Consider the following 25,093-nt stretch of genomic DNA (forward strand, 5'->3'; position numbering starts at 1 on the left):
TACTGCCCGGGGGTCACGGCGCCGAGTGCCGCACGGCGGACGGCGGGCCGCCGCCGAACGAGGCCAGCGCGTGGACCAGTTCCACCCGGGAGCGGACCCCGAGCGCCGCGAAGACGTTGCGCAGGTGGTGGTCGACGGTCCGGTGGCTCAGCGCGAGGAGGGCGGCCACCTCGCGGTTGGTGCGGCCTTCGGCCACGTGCCGCGCCACCCGCAGCTGCTGCGGGGTGAGGCCGGCCGGGCAGCGGGGGCGGGGGCCGCCGCCCGGCTCCGCCTGGCCGGCCGCCCGCATCTCCTCGCGGGCCCGCTCCGCCCACACGTCGGCTCCGCACGCCTCGAACAGCAGCATGGCGCCGCGCAGGTGCCCGCGGGCGTCGGCCGGCCGGCGCAGGCGCCGCAGCGCCATGCCGAACGCCAGCTTCGTACGGGCCTGTGAGAACTCGGAGCCCACCCGCTCCACCAGCGCCAGCGCCCGGTCGAAGCACGGGTCCGCGGTGGCCGGCGCGGCGGTGGCCGACAGCACGGCCCGGCAGTGCAGGGCCGCGGCCCGGGCCCGCTGGTCGCCGGTGACCGCCGCCCAGTCCTCCAGGGTCCGCAGGATCAGCCGGGCCTGGCGGCAGGCGCGCTTGCGGGCCGGGGCGGGGAGTTCGGCGACGGCCAGGGCGACGGCCTCCACGAAGGAGGGGATGACGTGCAGGCGCCAGGCGAAGTGGTGCACCCCCGACTCGCCCAGGACGAGGGGGCGCAGCCGCTCGACGGCCTCCCGCGGCTGCTGGTGCGCGAGGTCCAGCCGGCCCAGGCTCCACGTCGCGAGCAGCGCGGGGACCATCAGGCCGTGGGCCTGCGCCGTGCCGAGCGCCCACCGGGCGTGGTCGCGGCAGGCGGCGGCGTCCCCGCGGATCGCCGCGGTCATGGCGAGCGTGCTGCGCAGCTGCGCCGCGGCGTTGGGCCGGCCGGCGGCGAGGGCGGCCTCCAGGCCCCGCCCGGCGTGGGATGCGGCGCGGGCGTGGTTGTCGGCGACGAGTTCCACCAGCGCGAGGAGGCCGAGGAGTTCCGGCGTCGCCCGCTGCGGCGCTGCGGCCCGGGTCAGGGCGCGGGTGGCCAGGTCCCGGGCGTGCGACACCTCGCCCAGCATGAGGGCGGCGCGGCAGGCGTGGACGAGCGTGTGCGTACGGCCGTCCGCCGCGGGCACGCCGCCGGACGCCGCGCGGAGCAGCGGGACGGACAGCGCGTGCTCGCCGCGCAGGGCCGCGGCGATGCCCCGGTAGTAGTCGCGTACGACCGGGGGCGCCGCGGTGTGGCCGCCGATGCGCTCGGCGGCCCCCGCGTATCCGGTCCGGTCGCCGGCGGTCCAGCTCGCCTCCGCGGAGTGGAGGAGGGCGGCGAGCTCCTCGTCCGTGCGGTTCGCGTGCCGGAACAGCGCGGCGGCGAGGCGCAGGGCTTCGCGCGCGTTGATCACTTCGCCGGTGCGCCAGGAGCGCAGGCCGCGGGCGAGTTCCTGCTGTCCGCGGGCGGCGGAGGCGGCCTTCTGCCGTACGGACAGCGTGCGCAGGACCGTGGCGCGCCGGGAGAGCCCGGCCAGCTGGGCGTGGTCCGCGGCCGCCACGAGGAGCCGGTCGCGCGTGCCGTCCTCCTCCGTGCGCCCGGCGGCCCGCAGGAGGGCGGACGAGCACCGTACGTGCAGGCGCCGCGTGGTGCCCGCTCTGCCGGCGGCCGGCCGGGGGCGGGAGCGAGGAGGGCGTACGGCCTGGGAGTCGCGCACGGTTGCTCCTCGTCGTTCCGGGGGCGGCGGGAAAGGCGGTGCGTTGCCAGCAAGTTACCCGCAAGTAAAACCACCGGGTAGGCGATTTCGCCGATGCGTGGCCCCGGGATGCGGACGCATGCTCTCCGCAGCCGCTCGGCAGTCCACTCCCTGGAGGACCGTATGCGAAAGCTCAGCCGCGCCCTGGCCCTGACGGCAGCCGTGGCCGCCGTCCTGACGACCGGGCCCGTCGGCACCGGCAGCGCCGAGGCCGCCCCCGCGCGCACTCCCGTCGTGTTCGTCCACGGCTACCTCAGCGGCGCCGTGATCTGGGACCCGGCCCGCACCGCCTTCCGCAGTGCGGGCTACAAGGACGGCGAACTCTTCTCGTACTCCTACGACTTCCTCGCCTCGAACGAGGCGAGCGCCCGCGGGCTGGCGGGCTTCGTCGCGAAGGTGAAGAAGGACACCGGGGCGCAGAAGGTCGACATCGTGAACCACTCCATGGGCGGCCTGGTCTCCCTCTGGTACGCCAAGGAGCTGGGCGGCGCCGCGGACATCAAGCACATGGCGTCGCTGGCGGGGAGCAACCACGGCACGTACACCGCCGGGCTCTGCAGCCTGGCCTCCGCCTCCTGCCGGGAGATGACGCCCGGCTCGGCCTTCCTCGGCAGACTGGCCTCCGGTGACGAGACGCCCGGAGCCGTCGGCTACCGCACCTGGTACTCGCCGTGCGACGGGGTGATCAACCCCTTCACGAGCACCGTGCTGAACGGCGCGGTCAACACCCTGCTCCCGTGCGTGACGCACCTGGGGTTCCTGACCGACGCGGGGCTGCTGTCCCAGGTGGCCTCCTACCTCAAGGAGTGATCCCGCCGGGCTCGTAGTTGGTCAGGACGCAGCCGTCCACCACCGCCTTCTCGGAGCGGTAGCCCTGCGGGGTGGTGAAGCCCGGCCGGCACTCTAGGCGGAAGAACTGCTGCTGGTACAGGCCGAAGCGGGAGGAGGGGTCGTTGGTCTCGATGGCGACGTTCCCGCCGAGGAGCAGCATGCTCTTCGTCGCCTTCGGCCGGCCGCCGTTCTCCTGGATCTCCTTGAGCTGGAGGGCCTTGGCGCGCGTCTGCAGGGCGACCATGTCGTCGACCTTGTCGAGCCAGACCAGCCCGTGGGCGCGCTGTGCGCCCCCGGGCTGCCCGCACAGTCCGCGCTCGCCGACTCCCCAGGCGGCCGCGTCGCCGTCGATGAAGGGCTCGTAGTCGATGGACCGGATGGCGACGGTCTCCGGATCCGTGGAGAAGCGCTTGCAGTCGACGCTCGACGCGATCAGCTTCCTCAGCTCGGCGAGGCTGCCGGCGCTCGGCAGGCCGGGGTTCGCCGGGGGCTTCTGCTGCCCGCCCTGAGAGGCCCCGGGCTCCGGGCTCCCGCCGCCCGGGCCGTCCGCCGTGTGCACGTAGTCGCTCAGGACGCAGGAGTCGGCGAGGGCCTTCTCCTTCTTGTGGCCCTCCGGCACGCCGAACGTCGGGTTGCAGGTCAGGACGCGCATGCCGGACTTGGCGAGCGCCCGGGTCGTCGTGGCCGAGGTCGGCTCGGCCACGAAGTCCTTGCCGACGAGGACGCGGCTGTACAGGCCGTACGCCGGGTCGCCGGCGGCGATCTTGTCCATGACCTGCCGGTGGTAGGCCTCCTGGAACTTCTTCATGTCCGGCGTCAGGAAGATGCCGATCGCGCCGTCCTCGCGCAGGTCGCTGCAGACCCCGAGCCCGGCCACGGACCCGCCCACGCTCTTGACGCTGCTCGACCGCAGGCGCACGTCGTCCGGGCCGCCCGTCGCCAGGTTCTCGCAGGAGGCGTACTGGCGGAGGAACTTCTGGGCGTCGGCCGTCGAACCGGCCGACGGCGGTGCCGCCTGCGGGGCGGGGGCGCCCGGCTGTCCCGGGGGCGTGGTGCCACCGCCCCGGCCGGGTTCCGGCTTGTCGTCGCACGCGGTGACCGCGGAGAGGGCGATGAGGGCCGCTGCGGCCGCGGCGAGGGTCTGCTTGATGCGCATGCGGGGCTTTCGTCGGTGGGAAGGAGCGGGGGAGCACTCCCGGGGCGGAGTGGGGTGTGGCATGCGCATGCTAGTCAGCTGCTCCGGTCCCGTCGCATACGGGCCCGGAAACGCCCTTGCGGGGGTGCGGAAGGTCGCGCCCTCCTGCACCCCCGCAAGGGAAATGCGCGTATTACGCCATGCTCTGCGCGGCGGGCGCGCCCTCCGCCGCGCGGGCGGCCGGGCCACCGTCCCGAGCCTCGGCCTGCGCCGCCGCCCCTGCCTCTGCGGCGGGGGCGCCGCCCGGGCTCACTTCGCGGTGGCGATCCGCCCGTTGACGAAGATGGGTGCGCCGTCGTCGGCGTGCTCGATCGTGTTGTCCGGCACGGTGAAGTCGACCTTGCCCGGCTCGAAGACCAGGCACATGCTCGACCCGCCGTAGCTGAAGTAGCCGAGCTCGTCGCCCCTCGTGACCTCGTCGCCCACGGCGACGCTGAACTTCACCGAGGAGATCTCGGTGATGCCGACCGGGATCACGCAGACCTGGCCGATGCCGGGCACGGTGCTCTCGATGACCACCAGGCCGCGGGTGTTGACGTTCGCCTGGTAGCCCTGGGAGAGCGTGCCGGCGGTGTCGTCCACCTTCTCCGTCCTCAGCTCGCTGAACATCAGGCCGGGGACGCGCTCGACGTGCTTGACGATCCCGTCGACCGGGGCGTGCCAGCGGTGGTAGTCCGCGCCGGAGAGGAAGGACTGGAAGACGTCTCCTCCGACGAACCGGTCGGTCTCCGCATAGCCGTTGAGCATCCGCCGGAGCGAGTACGGCTGGCCCTTGACGTCGAAGATGTCGGCATCCATCTGGACGTCCGACACGTACCGCACCACCGACCCGTCGTTGGGCGACACGATGGCCTTCGGGTCCTCCTTGGCCCCGTTGGGGCGGAACTCCGGCTTGATGTGCCGGTTGAAGAACGCGTTGAAGGACGCGAAGCCGCCGTAGAGGGCGCCGGGGTCGGGGATGACGAATTCGTACAGCTTGTTCTGCTCGGAGGCGGCCTGGCAGAGCCAGCCGTCGGGGCCCTCGTTGAGGACGTAGCGGCTCTCCGGGCCGTCCAGGAAGTGGCACCACACCGTCAGGACGTTCAGGAGCGCGTCGTTGAACGGCGCGTTGCGGAAGGCCTCCCAGCCCGCGTCCGTCGCCATCATGTAGCAGAACAGGGCGGACAGGGGGAAGAAGACGCGCTCGTTCGGGTCCAGGCGGTACTCGGGGGCGGTCACCGTGATCACGTCGAGACAGTTCAGCATCTCGTCGATGTTCCCGACGTGCTTGTGCTGGTGCTCCGGGTCGAGCTGCTGCGCCTGCTCGATCATCAGGTTCACGAGGTCCCGCAGGGGCTTGTCCCGTTCGAGCAGCTCCGCCAGCTCCTGGACGACGGGGACGTGGCCCGCCGTCCGCTGCCGCGCCCTGGCGACGAACTGCGTCAGCCACGCGTCCACGGCCCTGCGGTTGCGCGGCAGATATCCGGCCGCCCGGCCGAACGAGTTCTGGTACCGCGCTTCGAGCGTTGCCGCTGTGCCGGGCTTGACCATGGTCGTCCCTTCGTCGATCGGACCGTTGCACGGCGCCGCACCGGCGTACGAAGTCACCTGCTCCGTACGCCGGTTGCGTGTGCCGAATGCCCGACCGTAGCGGGCCGTTCCGGGCGCCGCAGGAGCCCGAATCAGCCGTGGGCCGCCGGGACGGGAGGCGCCGCCTGCGCCTGCTGCGGCCGGGCGGGAGCCGGGCTCTGGGACCGGCGGACGAGGGCGAGCGCGACCAGCCCGCCCAGGATTCCCAGCACCCCGGAGACGAGGAACGTCTGCCGCAGGCCGGCCGCGAAGGCCTCGTGCACCAGCTGCCCGATCACATCCCGCTGCGCGGGGCCGGCCTGGGCGACGACCGCTCCGGCCTGGCCCCCCGCCAGCGCGTCGGCGGTCGCGGCCGGGTCGGCGACGGCCCCGGCCCCGTGGTCGCGGAGCGCGCCCGCCAGCCCGGCGTGGAAGACGATGCCGAGGACCGCGATGCCCAGGGCGTTCCCCAGCTGGCGCGCGGTGTTGACGGCGCCGCTGGCCATCCCGGCGCGCTCCGGTGCCACGGAGGCCATCGCCGCGGACGCCAGCATGGGCGTGGCGATCCCGACGCCGATGCCGGTCACCGCGAGACCCGGCACGAGGGCGGTCCACGTCGAGCCCGCGTCCACGGTGGCCTGGAGGAACGCGCCCGCACCGATCAGCAGCAGCCCGCCGCCGATCGTCCAGCGCGGCGAGACGTCGTGCAGGAAGCGCCCGGCCAGCGACGCGACGACGAACGCGGCCGCACTCATCGGCAGACAGGTCAGGCCTGCGGCGACCGGCCCCATGCCGCGGACGGACTGCAGCCACAGCGAGGTGTAGGCGAGGTACGAGAACGCGGCGACGGACAGCAGGACCGCGGCCGCCATGAGGCCGGAGAAGGACGCCCGGCGGAACAGCGTCAGGTCCAGCAGCGGCTGCTCGCGGCGCGTCTCGATCAGCAGGAACGCGACCAGTGCGGCCGCGGCGAGCCCGAAGACGCCCAGGGTCGCGGCCGACGTCCAGCCGTAGTCGTTGCCCTTGATCAGCGCGTACGTCGCACCGCCCGCCGCCACGGTGAAGGCGACCAGCCCGGGCACGTCCACCCCGCGGCCCCGGCGGGGCGGCGCCGCGGCGACGAACCGCAGCGTCATGGCGATGGCCAGCACGCTGATGGGCAGGTTCACGAAGAAGATCCAGCGCCAGTCCAGGTGCTCAGTCAGCAGACCGCCCATGACCGGCCCGGCCGCCGAGGCGGCTCCGCTGACCGCGCCCCAGGCGCCGAACGCCACGCCCCGGTCCCTGCCGTGGTAGATGCTGCCGATCAGTGCCGTCGTCGTCGCGAGCATCGCGGCGCCGCCGATGCCCTGGACGCCGCGGAAGACGATCAGGGCCTCCGGACCGGTCGCCAGGCCGCAGGCCAGCGAGGCGAGGGCGAACAGCACGAGGCCCGCCACGTACACCTGCCGGTGGCCGATGCGGTCGGCGAGGGAGCCGACGCCCAGCAGCAGCGCGGCGAGCGCGAGCGCGTAGACGTCCATCACCCACTGCAGGTCCGCGAACGAGGTGCGCAGGCTCCCGGCCATGTCGGGGAGCGCCACGACGACGATGGTCACGTCCACGAGCAGCATGAACGTCCCCAGGCACACCGCCACGAGCGGCAGCCACTTACGCATTTTCCATACCTCCGGAGGGTGTTGTCCTACGAGGACCGAAGGTCGCACCCGCTGGCTTTTTCTCAGAACTCAGGGCCGGTCCGGTGACGGAATCCGATATGGAGAAGCCGTGGAATGATGGAAAGTATGACCAACGACGGGCAGACGTTCGACCTCCTCGACCGGCAGCTGGTGCAGGCGCTGATGATCGACGGCCGGGCCGCCTTCAGCCGCATCGCCGCCGTCCTCGGCGTCACGGACCAGACGGTGATCCGCCGCTACCGCAGGCTGCGCGGCGCGGGCCTGCTGCGGGTGCTCGGCCTGCCCGAGGGCGAGCGCGTCGGCCTGTACGAATCGAGGCTGCGCATCCAGTGCGTCCCGGGGGCGGCCGTCGACATCGCCGAGGCGCTGGCGCGGCGCCCGGACACGGGATGGGTCAAGATCTTCTCGGGCGGCACCGAGGTGGGCTGCCTCGTCAGCTCGCGCACGCGCGAGGACCACGAGGCGCTCCTGCTCCGCAAGCTGCCGCGCACCCGGCAGGTCACCGGCGTCACGGCGCAGACCATGCTGCACGAGTACACCGGCGGGGCGAACCGCTGCTTCGGGCGGGACGAGCTGACCGGGGAGCAGATCGCGGCGCTGGAGCCCGCACCGGCCGGCGGGGAGGGCGCGGGCGAGGACGTCGTCCGGCTCGACGACGCCGACTACGCGATGCTGGCCGTGCTCGCCCGGGACGGCAGGGCGGGCTACCCGGAGCTCGCGGGGGCGGCCGGCCGGTCGGAGTCGACGGTCCGGCGGCGCATCGAGTACCTGCGGGGGAGCGGCGCGCTCTCGTTCGACGTCGAGGTCCACTCGGTCCACCTCGGCTACGCGATCGAGGCCGGCATCTCCGCCACGGTCGCGCCGAGCGAGCTGGCGGCGGTCGGCCGGGCGCTCGCCCGCCACCCCCAGGTGCCGTTCGCCGCGGCGGTCACCGGTGCGGCCAACCTCGCCGCGTCGGTGCTCTGCCGCGATCAGCGCGACCTGTACCGGTACATGACCGAGGGCATCGGCGCGCTGACGGCCGTGCACCGGCTGGAGGTCCTCCCGGTGCTCCGGCAGGTGAAGAGGGCGGGGCTGCTGAGCGACGGCAGCAGGCTCTTCGACGCCCCGTGAGGCGGGTGCGGGGAATGTTGCCGGCGGTCCCGGCCCAGGGGTAGACCGGGGCCGCCGGGGGTGTCCGAGGGGAGCGGACATACCCAAACGGAACGCGCAGGGCCGATGAGGAGGGTCTCGTCCCTGGTGTTCGCCCACGTCGGCGTCCCGGGCGCTCACCGTCGTGAGCGCTGCAAGCCCGGGTGCCACAGGAAGTAAATATATTTACTGCCCAGTAAGCAAGGGTATGAAAATTTTCATTCGAACGGGAGGCCGGTCCGGGTGTGAAAGTCCCGGTATCGGGTGCCGGGGTTCCGGCCGTCGGGCGAGCCGTCAGTCGTCGAGGAAGAAGTCGTGCTGCTCCGCGGCCTGCTCGTACTTCTCCAGCCGCATCTGGGTGCGCTCGGGATCGGCGTCGGCCATGGCCTGGAGGATCGCCGCGGACAGCACCCCGGGCGCCGCGTACGAATCGAAGACCAGGCGCGAGCCGGTGCCGGCGGTGAGCGCCACGTCGGCCTCCTCCACCAGGGGCCCCAGGCTCGCGTCCGTGATCAGCGCGACGCGCAGGCCCGTGCTGCGGGCGGACCGCATCGCCGCCAGCATCTCGTTGGAGTGCCGCGGCATGGCGAACGCCAGCACCCAGGTGCCGCCCGCCTCGCGCGACTGGAGAAGGGCGTCGTAGGCGACGCTGCCCCCGCGCGAGACCAGCCGCACGTCCGGGTGGATCCGCTTCGCCGCGTACGCGAAGTACTCCGCCAGTGAGACGGAGATCCGCAGGCCGAGGATCGTCAGCGGGACCGACCTGGCCAGCTCGCGGCCGATCTCGAGCACCTGGTCGGTGTCCGTGAACGCGCGGCGCAGGCTCTCCAGGTTCGCGATCTCGGCGTCGACCGCCGCCTGCAGTTCGTTGCGGCGGTCCTCCTCCCGCGCGCCGGGGGAGCCGGCGACCGCGCTCAGGGCGATCGGCTGCAGCGCCTCCCGGAGCGCGGGATACCCGCTGAAGCCCACGGAGACCGCGAAGCGGGTCACCGACGGCTGGCTCACGCCCACGCGGTCCGCGAGGTCCGTGATCGACAGGAACGCGGCCTCGGTGAGGTGGTCGGTCATGTACTGCGCGATGCGCCGCTGCCCGGGGGACAGCCGGTGACCGCCGAACAGGGCCCGGACCTTGTCCGCGGGCAGCGGCTCCGGGACGCGCGGCCGCTGCCCCGGCCCGCCCGGCTTCCCCGGTGTGATCGCGGACGCCTGAGCGCGCGCCTGCTGCCCTGATGGCCCCGGTGTGCCTCGTTCTCGTCCCACGGCGCTCAACATAGCTGAAGCGCCGTGGGGGCCGGCAGTGAACGCCTCGTCACCGCGGCCGCGGTGATCTCAAGGTCCGGCCGGGGAGGGTACGTGCGCACCCATGGCGGTGCCCGGGAGCGGGGAGGGCGGTCAGCGGGAGCCGAACTTCACGCTGGCGAAGCGGAGGTTGCGGGGGGCGTCCCGGCCGGGCGACAGGCGGAGCGCCGGCCTCTTGCAGGTCTTGTCGGCGTAGAGAGCCACCGGGACCGCTGTGCCGTTGTGCGCACCGCGGGCCTCGTCGCTCATCGTCAGGCACCGGCCGTCCGGCGGGTTCTGGATGTAGAACGGGGCGCCTTTGGGTCCCGCCCAGGAGAACCAGCCCTTGGCGGCGACCGCCGATCCCGTGGGCAGGGCCAGGGCGAGAGCGCATCCGGCGAGAGCGACGAGCGCGGGGCGGATGAAGCGCATCACTGATCCTTCCATTCGATTGCAGAGGAATGCACAGGAAATGCACGAAATGTCTTCAGAGAGTGAACGACGCCGGGCGCCGATCGACACGCGTGCTCGACCTCGTCTTCCGGCATTCCTGACCGGCTCGTCCGGCCCGGCCCCTCCCCGGGGTCACGGCAGCAGCTGGAACGTCTCGGAGAAGATGCGGACGCCGTAGGCGCACAGGCCGATCGCGCCGAGGAAGGCGCCCGTCGCCGCCGGCGGCCCGCCGTGTCTGCGGCGGACGGCGGCCAGCATGCCGCCGAGGAGCGCCCCCGCCGCGGGCGCCCCGACGATCGCGGCGCCGAGCCGGGCGCATCCGGTGCCCGTCCCGTGGTGCCCGGCGGACTGCAGTTCCAGCACCCAGAGCCCGATGCCGGGCGTCAGGAACAGCAGCGTGAGCACCAGCATGGCCGTCACGTACGGGGCCCGGTTCTCCGCGCCGGCATCCGCAGGGCCCTCATGAGCATCCGTCATGAGGTCAACCTTGGGCAGGAGCACCACCGGAGCGCATCCGCTGTCGTACTCAGTTACGAAACGGGCGCGCGGCGGAGGTGCTGCCACCGGGCGGCCCGGCCTCGCGGCCGGGAGCGCCGTTCAGTTGCCCGCAGCATCGTCGTCGTGCCGGACGACGCACAGCCCCCAGATGACGAAGGCGCACAGCGCGATGGCCACGATCGACCACAGCGGGTAGTACGGGATGGACAGGAAATTGGCGATCAGCAGCAGCGACGCGACGACCACGCCGAGGATCCTGGCCCACAGGGACACCCGGAACAGGCCGACGCCCACCATGAGCGCCGCGATTCCGAGGAACAGGTGGATCCATCCCCAGCCCGCCAGACTGAATTTGAAGACGTAGTCCGGCGTACTGACGAAGACGTTGTCATGGACGATGGCCATGATCCCCCGGAAGATATCGACGAAGCCCGCGATCAGCATCATCACGGCCGCGAACAAGGTCAGCCCGCTGGCAGCGGCCTGGGAACCCTCGGAGCGCGGATGGAGGGTGGATGACATGGGACTACCTCCCTTGCCTGTATGACAGCCCGTATGACAGGCGGACCCTCACCTCCATGGTTTCCCCTCGCGCCGTCGCTGTCCATGCGGGGGAGCTTCCGCCGGGCGCCGGGTTCCCGCTGGTCAGCCCGGTCGGCACGCCCGCGGAAGTCATGTAATATTCATGTCGCGCGCCGCTAGCTCAGTTGGTTAGAGCAGCTGACTCTTAATCAGCGGGTCCGGGGTTCGAGTCCCTGGCGGCGCACAGCGAAACCCTCGTCGATTCTTCGGCGGGGGCTTTTTCCTCACCCTCCGGCATTACGGAATGCGATTCCCGGGACGCTTTCCGTGACATTCCCGCGATTCGACACCCGGTGAGCGCCCGCCCACGATGGAAGGGTGCCCTCACGAGACGAAGGCGCGACCCTCCGCATCGCCCTGCTCGGCGGATTCCGTCTGGCCGCAGGCGACGGCCTCGTACGCATCCCCGCGGGATCCGAGCGCCTGCTGGCCTATGTGGCCCTCCGCCCCGGCGGCGTGGCACGGAGCGCCGTCGCGGAGAACCTGTGGCCCGACGTGTCCGAGGCGCGTGCGCACGCCGCCCTGCGTTCGGCCCTCAACCGCCTCCGCAGCGCGGGGTGCCGCCGGGTCCTCGAAGTCGGCCCCGCGGAGCTCGCACTCGCCGAAGGCGTCGCGGTCGACCTCCACGGACTCCGCTCCCTCGCCAGGGCCGTCCTGGACGGACCGGAACCACCGTGCCCCGGCACCCGGGACCCCGGCACCCGGGAGATCGAGGGCCTGTCCCAGGACCTGCTGCCCGGCTGGTGCGACGAGTGGGCGCTGCGCGAAGCGGAGGAGTGGCGGCAACTGCGGCTGCACGCTCTCGAAGCGCTCGCGCACCGGTTCGTCAGGGCGCGGCACTTCGCCCACGCGGTGTCGGCCGCCGGTGCGGCCGTCCGCGCCGACCCCCTGCGGGAGAGCGCCCGCGCGGCCCTGATCACGGCCCATCTCGCCGAGGGCAACCAGTCCGAGGCGCTCCGCGAATTCCGGCAGTACCGGGCGCTCCTGCGGAGCGAACTCGGTCTGCACCCGACGCCGGAACTGCTCGGCCTCGTGGCCGGTCTCCGTCCGGCCGCGCCCGGCATCGACGGGCACCAACGCCGCGGTCACGCCGCGGTGACGGCGCGGCGCCCATGATGGACGAAGCTACGGAATGCGCTCACTCGCCATGGGCTACGTCATCAGGCACCCCAAGGACAAGGTCGTACCCCGGAAGGCTCCGTTCCTGGTCCGGCCCCGGCGCTCCGTGTCCCACGCCGCCGGCACCCTCGGCCGTTGCGAGCGCGCCCTGCGCGTCCGGCTGGCCGCCCGCAGCAAGGTGGCGCCGGCCCAGCGGTGGTGGATGAGGCGGTCGCTCCTGCAGCGGCTCTCCTACATGGCCGTTCCCCTCCTCCTGGCCTGGGTCGGTTTCGGTGTCTTCGCCCTCGTCGCCGGTGACCGCTCCCCGGTGGAGAGGTGGTGCCGGGACCGGGGCGACGGCTGTGCGGTGGTCTACGGATTCCTGGCCCCGTTCCTGAGCCTCGGCCTCGCCACCTTCTGCTTCCTCGTCCTGACCTACGCATCGGTGCGCCGGCCCATGACCCGGGCGGCCAGGAAGGACCCGCGCAGCATCGTGCCGACGGCCGGCCCGGTCGTCGCGGACGTGGTCGGGCGGAAGGAGATGTGCCTGATCATCGCCCGGGGGCTGCGCGACCGGCGCACCCGGCGGCCGTACCTGCTCGTGGGCGGTGTGGGCGCGGGGAAGACGTCGGTCCTCGTCCAGCTCACCCGGATACTGGCCGAGAAGGGCGCCGTGCCCGTCCCGATCAGGCTGCGGGACGCCGACCTGAACGGGTCGCGCCTCGACTTCCGCGAGGTGGCGATGAGGCGCTTCAGCGAAGTGGTGGAGCGCGACGTGCTCTCCGCGCGGCACAGCGACCGGGTGTGGCGCCAGCTCTGCATGGACGACAAGGCCGTCATCCTCGCCGACGGCCTGGAGGAGACGTTCTCCGGCGGCGAGGACCAGAAGGAACGGGACGTCCTCATCCGCCGGGCGATCGAGCGGGCGGAGGAGCAGAAGCTTCCGCTGGTGATCGCTTCCCGTCCCCACGCGCCGCTGGAGCACACCCGGGCCGCGACCGTCGACCTGGAGCCGCTGAGCGAGGAGGCGGCGCTGGAGTACCTGGAGGAGGGCCACCCGGACCTGGACAGCCACCGCATGGACTGGATCGTCGAAACGGCGGCCGTGGCGGAGTCCCCGTTGTACCTGCAGATCGCACGCGAGCTGCGCGAGCACCACCTCCTGGAGCATCTGACCGGCGCCAAGCGCTGGGCGGAACTGGACACGCGCAAGGGCGACCGGGCGACCCTGCAGAAGCGCCTGCTGGACGCCTGGCGGAGCGCGCTGACCGCCGGGCGGATCCACGGCGAAGTGGCGCTGGACCCCGAGCAGCGCAGGATGATCATCGAGGTCATCTCCGCGCTGGCCGGGATCGGGCTGCTGCACGATCGGCTGGAGGTCCGGCTCGCCGATCTGAGGAAGGAACCGGAGATCCAGGAGCGGCTCCTGCAGCGGCTCGGCGAGGAATGCTGCAAAGGGGTCGACGAGCCCCGGCAACGCGCACTCCTGTCGCTGTGCGCCACCCAGGGGGAGCGGCTCGGTCTGGTCGAGACGCGCGGGGAGAGGGTCCGCTTCCAGCACAGCATCCTCCAGGCGTACCTGGGCTCCCGCTACCTCGACGCCAGGGAGCACGGCCTCCTGCCCGCAGCGCTCAAGGAGCCCGGCCCCGGCCGGGAACTCCTCATCGGGCTGACCCTGAACTCCCGGTCGGCCGACGCGGCCGGCCAGACCGGCGTGGTCCACCACCTCCTCGAAGCGGCGAAGTCCCGCAAGGACGCCAAGGCCCTCGACATGTACGCCACCGCCCTCGAAATCGACCGGATCGCAGGAGCCGCCGAACACGCGCGCATCGCCGAGACGCTCTGCAAGCGGTGGGGCGCCTTCACGGAGGACGACCGCAGGACGCTCGACGAAGCGAAGCAACGGCTCGTGCACCGGTTCGGGGAGGTCCTGCGGGCGGTCGGTGCGGCGGAGGCCGACGAGCACGACCCCGCTCACGGCAGGTCCCCGGCCTACGAGTGGTTCTTCGAGATCGCCGTCGTCGAACCCTCCTACCCGCTCCAGCTCGCCGTCGCGCAGGAGATGGGCGCCGGGGGAGACAAGGCCTTCGAGACCCTGCGCACCATGTTCCCCCTGCCCAAGACGGGTGAGCCGGGGCGGGACGACCCCTGGGTGCAGTACGAGACGGCGTTCCGCGAGCAACTGCAGGTGGAACACCGGAACCGTGAGGCCTTCCTCAAGCTGCAGCCCGGCGACGAGCAGTACGCGGAGTACGAGAGGCGGGTCAAGGGAGCCGGTGAACAGCGGCTCCGGATCTGGCGACGGTTCGTCATGAGGGCCTGGCTCGTGCCCATGGTGGTCGGCTCGGTGACCGAGAAGCACCGGGAGCAGGCGAAGGAGCGGCTCGGCCTCTGGCTCGCGCACCTGGAGCCCCGGCACACCCGCTCGCACGGGGCGGACCTGACGCTCTCCCTGGAGATCGCCCTCGCCCAGGGGTTCAAGAGCGCAGCCAACCGGAGGGAGCGGCATCCGCAGACCAACGAGGAGGCCCGGACGTTCCTCGTCACCCAGGCGGAGAAGATGCTGGCCCACGCCCGTTACTGGTACGCGCAGATGACCCTCGTCCACGCCCTGTGCCTCTGGGAGCTCCCGGACCGTACGGGAAGTGCTCCGCAGGACGGTTCCGGCTCGGCCCGTCCGGCAGCGAGGAGGGCCGATCCCACCCAGGCGGTCAAGCGCTGGCTGTCCCTGGCGGGCAGCAACCAGGACCCGCGGGCCCTGCACCCGGGCGACCGCACCCGCAGGGGCGACCGGCTGCACCCCTTCGTCGCCGAAGCCGGCAACCTCGCGGTCCTCGCCCTGGAGAGCGGACACCCGGAGCGGTTCCTGTGGATCGACGAGATCGGGGCCGCGAGCAAGGTCGGCTCCTCCGCCGTGGCCCCCGGCGCCTACCGCAAGCACAACCTCTGGATTCCGCCGTCGGCCGGGTGGAGCACCCTGCACCCCCGCGCCCAGCAGCTCCTCGCCGACGTCTTCCTGCTGCGCAACCTCACCGAACGGGACGGCCAGCAGCCGGCCGAGCTGGAGGAGCGCCTGGTACGCGCGGACCGCACCGTGCTGCCGCCGTGCTTCACCGACGACCGGCGCCCGTTCCGTCCGCGGCGGACCGTGGGCACGGCCGGGGACGCGCCGCCGGGCAGCACCTGCCTGCGCGACTGCCCCTTCGAACTGTGCCCCTACCCCGCCATGGGCGCGCAGCCGCGGGCCGAGGTGCGCGAGATCTTCTGCAGACAGCAGCAGGCGCTCCTGCGCCGCTACCGCTGGAGGAGCTATCTCAACCCCTTGTCCTACGTACGGCGCAAGCGGGCGCGGTGGCAGGGCATGACGGCAAGCGAACTGCGGAAGTTCTGGGAGGACATGGCGAACCGGTCACGGACCCCGTCCTCCTGACCCCCGGCCCGCGCCTCAGCGCTGCTCCCCGTGCCTCAACTCCGCTCCGGCGCCCGCAGCACCAGCAGGGCCAGGTCGTCGTGGCCGTCGCTGGGGCGGGCCTCGGCCACGGCCCGGCCGAGGACGTCGAGCGGCGCTCCCGCGTGGGCCGCCGCGACCTCGGCGATCGTGCGCAGCCCGGCGTCCAGCCCGTGGCCCGGGTGCTCCACCAGGCCGTCGGTGAACATCAGCACGGTGGCCCCGGCGGGCAGGACGTACCGGTGGTCGTGGCGGGCGAAGCTCGCGTCCACCCCGATGGGCACGTCCGGCTCGGCGTCGAGGAAGCGCGTGCTGCCGTCCGCGGTCACCACCAGGGGCGGGGGGTGCCCCGCGCTGCTCCAGACCAGGGACCACCCGCCCTCCCGGGGTGCGATGCGCACCAGGCACGCCGTCGCCATCGTGGGCTCGGCGACCGCCTCGAGCGTACGGTCCAGGCGGCTGAGCAGTTCGCTGGGCAGCGCGTCCGAATCGAAGGCCAAAGCGCGCAGCATGTTGCGGATCTGGGCCATGGTGGCGGCGGCGCGGACGTCGTGGCCGAGGACGTCCCCGACGATCATCACCCGGGTGTCGTCGGGCAGCACCAGCGCGTCGTACCAGTCGCCGCCGAGCAGGGCGGGGTCCGCGGCCGGCTGGTACGTGGCCCAGGCGTCGAACGGGGACAGGTCCGGCAGGCTCGGCAGCAGCAGCCGCTGGAACTGCTCCGCGCCGGCCCGGACGCGGCCGTAGAGCCGGGCGTTCTCGATGGCGACGCCGGCGGCGCCCGCCAGCGCGACCACCACGGACTCGTCGTCGGCGTCGAAGGTGCCGCCGCCCTGCCGGTCGGTGAGGTAGAGGTTGCCGTAGACCTTGCCGCGCACGGTGATGGCGACGCCGAGCAGCGACCGCATCGGGGGGTGGCCCGGCGGGAACTGGGCGGCCTGCGGGTGGTCGGCGATGACGTCCACGCGCAGGGGGCGGGGGTCGGTGATGAGCAGCCCGAGGAGACCTTCGCCGTGGGGGAGGGCCACCCCGGTGAGCCGCTCCTCCTCCTCGCCGTGCAGGCCCACGGGGATGAACTCGGCGAGCTTGGTGCCCTCCTCGTCCAGCACGCCGAGGGCGCCGTAGCGCGCTCCGACGAGCTCCATCGCCGTCGCCACGATGCGGCGGAGCACGACCGGGAGCTCCAGCTCACCGCTGATCGTGAGTATGGCCTCCAATAAGCCGCGCATCCGCTCCTGGGCGCGGGCGAACTCGGCCAGCTGTTCCCCGAGCCGGTCCAGGTCCGCGTCGAGGTCCAGCCGCCGGCGGGCAGGGCTGTGCGGGGGACGGCCGTCATGATCTGTCTCGCTTGCTGCCACCGGCCACAGGCTAGTGACTCGGGGTCCGGAGCGTGGCCAATACTCGTATGTCAGTCCCGTGTCGGCCGCGCCCCGGCGCCCCCGGGGCTCACAGCCTGGTGACGGACTCCTGACGGGCGTAGCTGAAGCCCTCGTCGTCGAAGTAGAAGACCGTGACCTTCACCTGGTCGCCCTTGGCGAAATGCGAGCCCGTGGCGGGGCGCAGCGTCACGCGGGCGGTGTGGCTCTCGTAGTCGCAGGTGAGCTTGTCGGCCTTGACGGTCCCGGCGGCGATGGACTCGTCGTGACCGGTCGTGCCCAGCTTGACCGCGTTGGCGACCAGCTGGTGGTTCATGCCCGTGTCGCAGGAGTACGTGACGTCCGCCTGCAGGCCGGGCTCGTGGAGCGCCACCTTGCCGATCTCCAGGAGGTTGGCCTTGGCGGCAGCGGACGGAGCGGTGGCGAGCGCACCCGCGCCGATCACGAGTGCAGCGGCCGCGGCGCCGGCGAGACGGCGCGCGAAGCGGGACGACGTCATGAAGGTTCCTTCCCCCAGGACTGCCGCGGGCCCCTGGCCGTACCGGACGCTGCGACAGTTGTTCGTGTCTCGTGCGAGATCTCGGATGCTACGTGACGCGCCTCGTGCGGAGCGGTGGTTTCAGGCCATGTCCGGAGAAGGCAGGGCGGGGTTGGGGGTGAGGATGCGGCGCAGGACGGACTCGACCTCGGTGCGGGTGGGGGGCCGGGTGCCGGCCAGGCCGCGCAGGGTGATGCCGTTCATGGCCACGGTCGCGGCGTGGGCGGTCACCGGGTCGGTGTAGGGGAGCAGGGCGTCGATGCTCAGCTGCATGTACCGGTCGGCGACCTCGCGCAGGGCCGGGCGCCGCAGCGCGGCCATGTACAGCTCGAACTCCATCACCTGGGTGTCGCGGGCCGGGCCGAAGCAGCCCATGAGCGCGTCGGTGAGCAGCACGGTGAGCTGCTCGGGGGTGAGCTCGGGGCGCTGGGCCACCCAGTCCTCGAGATAGGCGCCGAAGCGGTCGACGGAGCGCTGCAGGGCGGCGGCGATGAGGTCGTCCTTGGTCGCGAAGTGGTACGTCGTCGCCCCGAGGGGGACGCCGGCCTCCTCGGCGACGGCGCGGTGGGTCAGCCCCTCGATGCCGCGCTCGGCGATGACCCGCTCGGTGGCGGCGGCGATCTCGGCGATCCGCCGCTGGGGGTCGCGCCGCCGCCTGGGGGTGTTCTGCTCGGCCATGGCCGCGGTGCCTCCCGGTCGCTCACGAGGTGATGGGAGAACCATTATGGTACAGATGTACCGCTACTCGTGCCGGGTGCCGGGTGCCGGGTGCCGGGTGCCGGGTGCCGGGCGGCGGTGGCCGCGCCCACGTCCCCTGAGGGCCCGGTCGTCGGTGCTGCAGACCACCGGGCAGCCCGATGACGATTGCGGGATTCCGCGTCATCTCGCGGCCGGGCCGTGACGTCCGCCGGGTTCGGTCGTTCTTCACGGCGGGTGCACGTAATACCGTCGGGCCGCCAAGGTGATCGCCTTGGCGGCCCGACGGTTTTCGCGTGCCGGACGGCCGGGCCGTCAGAGCGCCAGCATCGCCGCGATCGCCGAGCGCCAGTCCTCGCCCGGGCGTTCCACCAGATCCTCGGCCAGGGCCTCGGCGCGGTAGCGGTGGCGGTGCAGGAGCCCGGGGGCCGGGTCGGGGGAGGGGACGATCTCGCTGGGGCTCTCCAGCAGTCGCACGAGCTCGGTGGCGAACTCCCCCCAGCCGACGTGCCCGCCGATGGCGTTCACCGTGCCCTGCGGAGGCCGCTCGGCGCACGTGACCAGGGTCCGCGCCAGGGCCGCGGCGTGGATCCAGGGGACGCCGGACCACGGGTCGCCGGAGGGGGGCACGGCGCCCGCCGCGGGCAGGACCACCGGCCGGCCGGCGCGGGCGGCCTGGAAGAGCGTGCCCGTCGCCCCCCAGCGCAGCTGGTCGCGCAGCCTCGGGTGCGGCCCCCAGACGATCGGGGCGCGGACCACGCCCGCCCCGCCCCGACCGGCCGTGCCCGCGGCCTCCCACAGCATCCGCTCGCAGTCGAGCTTGGCCCGCCCGTACGCGGTGAGCGGCTCCTCCGGCGGCGTGTCCTCGGCGACGTCCGTCACGGACGGGCGCCCGTAGGCGTCCACGCTGCTGACGAAGACGAACGAGCCGCGCCGCCAGCCGTCCAGCAGGACCCGCATCGCCGCGACGTCCACCTCCGGGGAAGTGAAGGTGCAGGCCGCGTGGATGACCGCGTCCACGCCGCCGGAGACCGCCGCGCGCAGGCTGTCCGCGTCGGCGAGGTCGCCCTCGGCCACCTCGACCCCGTCGGCCGCCACCAGGTGCGCCGACTCGGGCCGGACGAGCGCCCGGACCGGGCGCCCCCGGGCGGCCAGCTCGCGCAGGACGAACGCCCCGACGCCGCCGGTGCCGCCCGTGACCAGGACCGTGCCCGCCCGCGCGGACGGGGTGCGGGCCGCCGGGGTGTGGGCCGCGGGGCGGCGGCGTGCGCGGGCCCGCTCGTCCAGCAGCGCCCCCAGCGCGCGCGGGGTGCGCTGCTCCAGGACGTCGAGCCCCGTCAGCGGCACCCGCAGCCGCTCGCGCAGGCGCTCGGCGACCCGTACCGCGAGCAGGGAGTGCCCGCCGAGGAGGAAGAAGTCCCCGTCGGGGCCGGGGCGTTCGCCCAGCAGCTCGCCGAAGACCGCAGCCACGGCCTCCGCCGAGACGCCGAGCCCCGGCCCCTGCGGACTCTCCGGGTCCTGCGGAGTCTCCTGTTCTTCCGGGGTCTCCGGCGCCCCGGCGCTCGTCGCAGCCGGGAGGGGGCCGGCCGACAGCGGGCGAGTCCGGCCCGCCGCCAGCGAGTCCAGCACCTCCGCGAAGCCCTCCAGCAGCTTCCGGGCCGCTCCCTCGTCGACCCGGCCGCGGTCGAAGCGCACCAGGCAGCGCGCTCCGGCGGCGTCCGCGCCCTCTTCCAGGTAGAGGCCGAGGCCGAACTTGACCCCGCCCAGCTCGATGTCGACCGGCTCGCACCGCGCCCCGGCCAGGTGCAGCGCCGCGGGCCGGCCCAGGACGTCCGCGGTGACGCCCACCAGGGGGTTGCCGCTGCTGTCGCGGGCCGCCGCGCCGAGCCGCTCCACCATGAGGTCGAACGGGACGTGGCGGTGGCGCTGCGCTTCCAGCAGCGCGTCCCTCACCCGCGGCAGCAGCGCCCCGGCGTCCCCGGCCCCGGCGAGGCGGGGCCGGATCGGGAGCGTGTTGACGCACAGGCCCACCAGGTCGCGGGCCCCGGCGGCGTCCCGGTGGCTGCTGGCGCACCCGATGACGAGGTCCTCCTCGCCGGTCGCCTCCAGCAGTGCCGCGAACGCCGCCGAGAGCACGACGGTGAACAGCGTCGCGCGGTGCGCGCGGCCCGCCGCCCGCAGGCCGTCGACGGTCCCGGGCGCCAGCGCCGCGGACAGGGTGCGCGCCTCGCCCCGGCCGCCGGCCTCCGCCGCGGCCCGGGGGAGCAGCACCGGGCGGGCGTCCGCGAGCCGCTCCGCCCAGTACGCGAGGCCCGCGTCGAGCGCGTCCGACCCGGCCCGTTCCCGCCGGGCGAAGTCCGCGTACCGCGGAGCGGGGTGCTCCGGCTCCCCGTCGCGCCCCTCCAGCTCCGCGCGGTAGCGCTCGCCGAGCTCGCGGGCGATCACCTCCAGGGAGCCGCCGTCCACGGCTATGTGATGGAACGTCAGCAGGACGGTGTGGTCGTCCGGAGCGTGCCGGACGTGCAGGGCCCGCAGCACCGGGCCGGCCGCCAGGTCGAACCGGCGGGCCGCCTCCGTGTCGAGGAGCCTCCGCGCGGCGTCCCCGGCGGCGTCCACGGTCCGCACCGGCACCTGCCGCGCCGCCGTCACCTCCTGGTACGGCTCGCCGCCGGCCTGCCCGTAGCGGGTGCGCAGCACCTCGTGACGGCGCACCAGGCCCGTCAGGGCCCGGCCGAAGGCGTCCGCGTCGAACGGACCGCGCACCCGGGTCGCGAATGGCACGTTGTAGACGGCGCCGCCCTGGCCGAGGCGCTCCATGAGCCACATCCGGTGCTGCGCGTGGGACAGCGGCGCGCGGCCGTCCCCGGCGTCGTCCGCCGGTGCGGGCGCAGGGCGCTCCTGCCGCGCACGGGCGTCCGCGCTGCGGCGCCGGGCCAGCCGCAGCAGCGCCTCCTGCCGGGAGGTCTCCGAAGCCGTGCCGCTCACCGGGACGCCCCGTTCTCGCCGGTCGCCGGCTCCGTGCCGTACATCTCCACCAGTGCCTCCTCGATGAGTCCGGCCTGCCCGGCCACGGTGGGCGCCGAGAAGAACGCGGCGAGCGTCAGCTCCACGCCCAGGTCCTCGCGCAGGTCGTCGACGACGCCCAGCGCGAGCAGCGAATGCCCGCCCAGGGCGAGGAAGTCGGCGTCCGGCGTGCCGACTTCGCACTCCAGCGCGCGGGCCCAGGCGTCGGCCACCGCCCGCTGCACGGGCGTCAGCTCCGGCCGTACGGGCGCGGGCCCCTGCTCCCCGGCGGCCGACGGGAGGCCGGGCAGCGGCCGCCCGGCGAGGGCCCGGCGGTCCACCTTGCCGTTGCCCGTCAGCGGCAGCGCGTCGACCACGGACCACGCGTTGGGCAGCAGGTGCGCGGGCAGCCGCCCGGTCACGTGGTCGCGCAGCGCCGCGACGGAGGGCTGCCCCTCGCCGTCCGGCACGACGAACGCCACGAGCCGGGCGTCGTCGGCGCCGGGGCGCACGACGGTGACGGCGGCGTCCGCCACGCGCGGGTGGTCGCGCAGGGCGTGCTCGATCTCGCCGGGCTCGATCCGGAAGCCCCGGACCTTGACCTGGTCGTCGACCCGGCCGTGGAAGTCCAGCGTCCCGTCGGGCCGGGCCGACACGACGTCGCCCGTGCGGTAGACCCGCCCCGCCGATGGGTGCTCCACGAAGCGCTCCGCGGTCAGCGCGGGCTGCCCGAGGTAGCCCGCGGCCAGGCGCGGCCCGCCGACCCACAGCTCGCCGCGGGTGCCAGCGGGCACCGCGTCGCCGCGCTCGTCCAGGACGTGGACCGTCGCCCCGGCCAGCGGGCGGCCGATCGGCGGCGGGGCGTCGCAGTCGGCGTCCCGCACGCGGTGGGCGGTGGCGAAGCTGGTCGTCTCGGTCGGCCCGTAGCCGTTGACCAGCTCCAGCCAGGGGTGCGCCCGCAGGACCGAGCGCGCGTGCCGCGCCGACAGCGCCTCGCCGCCCACGATCACCGAGCGCAGCACGGCGAAGACCGGCGAGCGGCGCGCGGCCAGGTGGTGGAAGAGCGCGGTGGTCAGGAACGCCACGGTGACGCCCAGCCGCTCCACGTCCCGCACCAGGCTCTCCAGCGACTGCCGGCCCGCCGTGGAGACGGCCACGGCCGCGCCGTTGGCGAGGGCCACCCACGTCTCGAACGGCGAGCCGTCGAAGGTCAGCGCCGCGTGGAGGAGGACCCGGTCCCGCCGGCCCACCGTCAGGTAGTCCGGGTCGGCGGTCAGTTCCGCCACGCCCCGGTGGGTGATCGCGACGCCCTTCGGACGGCCCGTCGAGCCCGAGGTGTACATCACGTATGCGGTCGCGCCGGGGTCGTACGCGGCCGGCTCCGGCAGGTCGTCCTCGGAGTGCTCCGCGGCACAGCTCCCGGCGAGCCCGCCCGCGGTCAGGACCAGCGCCCGGACGGCCGGTACGCCGGCCGCTTCGAGCAGGTCCTTCTCGCCGACGACCAGGGAGACGCCGGCGTCGGCGAGCATCGCCTCGGTACGGGGGCGCGGGTACGCGGCGTCCAGCGGTACGTAGTGGCCGCCCGCCCACCAGACCGCGAGCTCCGCGACGACGACGCCCACCGAGTGCGGCAGCAGCAGGCCGACCGGAGTGCCCTGCCCGACGCCGCGGGCCCGCAGGGCGCCGGCCAGCCGGCCGGCGGCCGCGGTCAGCTCCCCGTAGGTGAGGGTGAGTTCGCCGTCCGTCACGGCGAGGGCGGCCGGGTCCGCGGCGGCGTGCGCGAGAACGCGGCCCAGGACGCCACCGGGGGCGGCGGGCAGGGGGCTGCCCGGCGAGGGGCTCGCGGGTACGGCCGGGGCGTCCGTGCCGTGGCCGGGGATGGTGCCCGGCGCCGCGGGAACGGGGTTGTCCGGGCCGGGGTTCGCCGTCGCAGGCGGGTGCTCCTGCTGGGAGCCTGCGAGCCCGCCAGGGTTCTCCGTGCCGCGGCCCGGTTCGCCGTCCGGGGTTGCGGTAACGGCACTGTGCTGGGCGGGCACCTTCTCCCGGCGGGAGTCCACCAGTGCCGCCAGGCTGCGCAGGTCGGGCCGGCGCAGCAGCTGGGGCGCCCGCAGCCGGACGCCGAATCGTTCCTCCAGGCCGGTCAGCAGCCGGGCCGCCGTCAGCGAATCGCCGCCGGACTCCAGGAAGTTGTCGTCCGGCCCGGTCTCGGGGCGGTTGAGGACGCCGCGGCACAGCTCGACGACGATCCGCTCCGTCTCCGTACCGGTGCCCGAGCCTCCCGCCGCAGCCGCATCCGGTGCCGCCGCAGGAGCCGCGCCGGCCAGCAGCGCCGCCCGGTCCACCTTGCCGTTGGCGTCGAGCGGGAACGTCTCCACGTAGCGCAGCGCCGACGGCACCGCCTGCTCGGGCAGGCGTCCGCGGGCCGTCTCCAGCAGCTCCGCCGCCGGAGGGGCCTCGGCGCCGGGTGCGAGCCGGACGAACGCGATCAGCCGGACGTCGCCCGCGGGGGAGGGCTCGGCCGCGACGACGGCCCGCAGGACGCGCGGGTCGTCCTCGAAGGCGGCCTCGGTCTCGGCCGGTTCGATCCGCGCGCCGCGGACCTTGACCTGGTCGTCCAGGCGGCCGAGGAACTCCAGCACGCCGTCGGGCCGCATCAGCACCCGGTCGCCGGTGCGGTAGACGCGGTCGGCCCCGGTCACCTCCGGCGGCGGGGCGACGAAGCGGCGCGCGGTCAGGGCCTCGTCCAGGTAGCCGGTCGCGAGGCCCGCGCCGCCGATCCGCAGCTCGCCCGCCTCGCCGCGCGGCACGACGTGCCCGGCGGGGTCCGTGACGCACACGACGGTGCCGTCGAGGGGCGTGCCGATCGGCGGGGGCGTGCCGGGGGATTCCCCGTCCGCTTCCAGGGCGTGCGCGGTCGCCACGACCGTGGCCTCGGCCGGACCGTAGGCGTTGTCCACGCGCGCGGTGACGTCCGGTCCGGGCCGGCGGCGCAGCCGGTCGCCGCCGATGCTCAGGTGGCGCAGCGCGGGCAGGTCCGGCCAGGGGCGTTCGAGGACGATCTCCGCCAGGGGGGTGGGCAGGATGGCCACGGTCACGCCCGCGCGCCGCCACCAGGCGGTGAGGACGTCCGGGTCCCAGCGGACGTCGTCCGGGGGGACGGCGAGCACCGCGCCGGAGGTCAGGGCGGCCCACAGCTCCAGGACGTGCGGGTCGAAGGAGACGCCGACCAGCAGGCTGTGCCGGTCGCCCGGGCGGGCGCCGGTGCGCGCGGCGTACCAGCGCAGGCGGGCGGCCAGTGCGGCGGAGTCCACCGCCACGGCCTTGGGCGTCCCGGTCGACCCCGAGGTGAGCACCGCGTAGAAGGTGCCGCCGGGAACGGCGGGGCGGCCGGAGCCGGCGCGTGCGGCGGGGAACGCCGCGACCGGCTCCCCGTGCGCGTTCGCGCCCGCCGCGGGCAGCGGCAGGGCCAGCCGCTCGGCGCCGTCGTACGCCTCGGGCAGCGCGCCGGGCGCGCCGATGAGGCAGGTGACGCGGAGTCCGTCCGCCACGGCGGCCAGCCGCCGTTCGCCGGGGCGCGGCCCGAGCGGGAGGTAGACGGCCCCGAGCCGGGCGAGGGCGACGGCCGTGGCGACCAGGGCGACGGAGCGGTCGAGGCAGACGCCCACGAGGTCGCCGGGGCGCACGCGGTCGCGCAGCGCGTCGGCCGTCAGCTCGGCGAGCGCGTCGAGTTCGGCGTAGGTCCAGGTCAGTTCGCCGTCCTCGACGGCGGGGGCGTCCGGGTCCCGGGAGACCCGGCCGGCGTACCGGGCCAGGACGTCGTCCCAGCCGTGCGCGGTGGCGGTGCCTCCGTGGGCGACGGACAGGGTGGTGGCAGGGTCGGCGGCCGGGGCGGTGACAGGTGAAGAAGTCATGATTCCTCCGTGGATGACGTCGGAAGGGAG

The 25,093-nt window shown here is 74.2% G+C and carries 17 protein-coding genes and 1 tRNA gene; 5 read left to right on the forward strand and 13 right to left on the reverse strand.

Annotation, left to right across the window (positions count from 1 at the left end; genetic code table 11):
• Positions 1-13 precede the first annotated feature (13 nt).
• Positions 14-1,759 (reverse strand): helix-turn-helix domain-containing protein, encoded by a 1,746-nt coding sequence (locus AS857_RS03475; protein WP_058041607.1) that lies wholly within the window; start codon positions 1,757-1,759, stop codon positions 14-16.
• A gap of 162 nt (positions 1,760-1,921) precedes the next feature.
• Here AS857_RS03475 and AS857_RS03480 point away from each other — a divergent pair, with 162 nt between their 5' ends.
• Positions 1,922-2,608: an esterase/lipase family protein gene (locus tag AS857_RS03480; protein ID WP_058041608.1), complete on the forward strand. Its 687-nt coding sequence runs from the start codon at positions 1,922-1,924 to the stop codon at positions 2,606-2,608.
• Here the strand turns inward: AS857_RS03480 and AS857_RS03485 are convergent.
• From AS857_RS03485 to AS857_RS03495, 3 genes are all read right to left on the reverse strand, one after another.
• A complete protein-coding gene (locus AS857_RS03485; protein WP_058041609.1) occupies positions 2,598-3,785 on the reverse strand; it encodes a hypothetical protein in 1,188 nt (395 codons plus the stop codon). The genes AS857_RS03480 and AS857_RS03485 overlap by 11 nt on opposite strands.
• Positions 3,786-4,073: 288 nt before the next feature.
• Complete coding sequence (locus AS857_RS03490; protein WP_216823937.1) at positions 4,074-5,411, reverse strand: phosphatidylserine decarboxylase family protein; 1,338 nt, start codon at positions 5,409-5,411, stop codon at positions 4,074-4,076.
• Between the two features lie 74 nt (positions 5,412-5,485).
• Positions 5,486-7,030, reverse strand: a complete 1,545-nt coding sequence (locus AS857_RS03495) for an MFS transporter (RefSeq protein ID WP_058041610.1) — start codon at positions 7,028-7,030, stop codon at positions 5,486-5,488.
• Positions 7,031-7,156: 126 nt separating this feature from the next.
• Between AS857_RS03495 and AS857_RS03500 the strand changes: the two genes are divergently transcribed.
• Positions 7,157-8,164, forward strand: coding sequence for an Lrp/AsnC family transcriptional regulator (locus tag AS857_RS03500; protein ID WP_058041611.1), 1,008 nt, complete (start codon positions 7,157-7,159; stop codon positions 8,162-8,164).
• A 312-nt stretch (positions 8,165-8,476) separates the two neighbouring features.
• Here AS857_RS03500 and AS857_RS03505 read toward each other — a convergent pair whose 3' ends face one another.
• The 4 genes from AS857_RS03505 to AS857_RS03520 all read right to left on the reverse strand — a co-directional run bounded on the left by AS857_RS03505 (position 8,477) and on the right by AS857_RS03520 (position 10,933).
• On the reverse strand, positions 8,477-9,442 hold the full coding sequence (locus AS857_RS03505) for a MurR/RpiR family transcriptional regulator (protein ID WP_245699567.1): 966 nt from the start codon (positions 9,440-9,442) through the stop codon (positions 8,477-8,479).
• A 132-nt stretch (positions 9,443-9,574) separates the two neighbouring features.
• Positions 9,575-9,892 carry a hypothetical protein gene (locus AS857_RS03510; protein WP_058041613.1) on the reverse strand — a complete coding sequence of 106 codons (318 nt, stop codon included), beginning with the start codon at positions 9,890-9,892 and terminating at the stop codon, positions 9,575-9,577.
• 153 nt (positions 9,893-10,045) lie between these two features.
• Positions 10,046-10,390 (reverse strand): hypothetical protein, encoded by a 345-nt coding sequence (locus AS857_RS03515; RefSeq protein WP_144440707.1) that lies wholly within the window; start codon positions 10,388-10,390, stop codon positions 10,046-10,048.
• Between the two features lie 120 nt (positions 10,391-10,510).
• Complete coding sequence (locus AS857_RS03520) at positions 10,511-10,933, reverse strand: DUF7144 family membrane protein (protein WP_058041615.1); 423 nt, start codon at positions 10,931-10,933, stop codon at positions 10,511-10,513.
• 170 nt (positions 10,934-11,103) lie between these two features.
• On the opposite strand from AS857_RS03520, the gene AS857_RS03525 reads away from it, so the two are divergent.
• The 3 genes from AS857_RS03525 (at position 11,104) to AS857_RS03535 (ending at position 15,521) form a co-directional block, all read left to right on the forward strand.
• Positions 11,104-11,177, forward strand: a tRNA-Lys gene (locus AS857_RS03525).
• Positions 11,178-11,311: 134 nt separating this feature from the next.
• On the forward strand, positions 11,312-12,109 hold the full coding sequence (locus AS857_RS03530) for an AfsR/SARP family transcriptional regulator (protein ID WP_063804150.1): 798 nt from the start codon (positions 11,312-11,314) through the stop codon (positions 12,107-12,109).
• Between the two features lie 16 nt (positions 12,110-12,125).
• Positions 12,126-15,521, forward strand: a complete 3,396-nt coding sequence (locus AS857_RS03535; RefSeq protein WP_245699568.1) for an NACHT domain-containing protein — start codon at positions 12,126-12,128, stop codon at positions 15,519-15,521.
• A 35-nt stretch (positions 15,522-15,556) separates the two neighbouring features.
• Here the strand turns inward: AS857_RS03535 and AS857_RS03540 are convergent, their stop codons facing one another.
• The 5 genes from AS857_RS03540 to AS857_RS40945 form a co-directional block, all read right to left on the reverse strand.
• Positions 15,557-16,897, reverse strand: coding sequence for a PP2C family protein-serine/threonine phosphatase (locus AS857_RS03540; protein ID WP_245699569.1), 1,341 nt, complete (start codon positions 16,895-16,897; stop codon positions 15,557-15,559).
• Between the two features lie 88 nt (positions 16,898-16,985).
• Positions 16,986-17,414, reverse strand: coding sequence for a hypothetical protein (locus tag AS857_RS03545; RefSeq protein WP_058041617.1), 429 nt, complete (start codon positions 17,412-17,414; stop codon positions 16,986-16,988).
• A gap of 120 nt (positions 17,415-17,534) precedes the next feature.
• Positions 17,535-18,131 (reverse strand): TetR/AcrR family transcriptional regulator, encoded by a 597-nt coding sequence (locus tag AS857_RS03550; RefSeq protein WP_058041618.1) that lies wholly within the window; start codon positions 18,129-18,131, stop codon positions 17,535-17,537.
• 333 nt (positions 18,132-18,464) lie between these two features.
• Entirely contained in the window at positions 18,465-21,134 is a 2,670-nt protein-coding gene (locus tag AS857_RS03555) for a condensation domain-containing protein (protein WP_058041619.1), read from the reverse strand.
• Positions 21,131-25,063 carry an amino acid adenylation domain-containing protein gene (locus AS857_RS40945; RefSeq protein WP_245699570.1) on the reverse strand — a complete coding sequence of 1,311 codons (3,933 nt, stop codon included), beginning with the start codon at positions 25,061-25,063 and terminating at the stop codon, positions 21,131-21,133. Before AS857_RS40945 ends, AS857_RS03555 begins: the two co-directional genes overlap by 4 nt.
• Between the last annotated feature and the right edge of the window lie 30 nt (positions 25,064-25,093).

The sequence above is a fragment of the Streptomyces roseifaciens genome (assembly GCF_001445655.1).
Classification (GTDB): Bacteria; Actinomycetota; Actinomycetes; order Streptomycetales; family Streptomycetaceae; genus Streptomyces; species Streptomyces aureoversilis.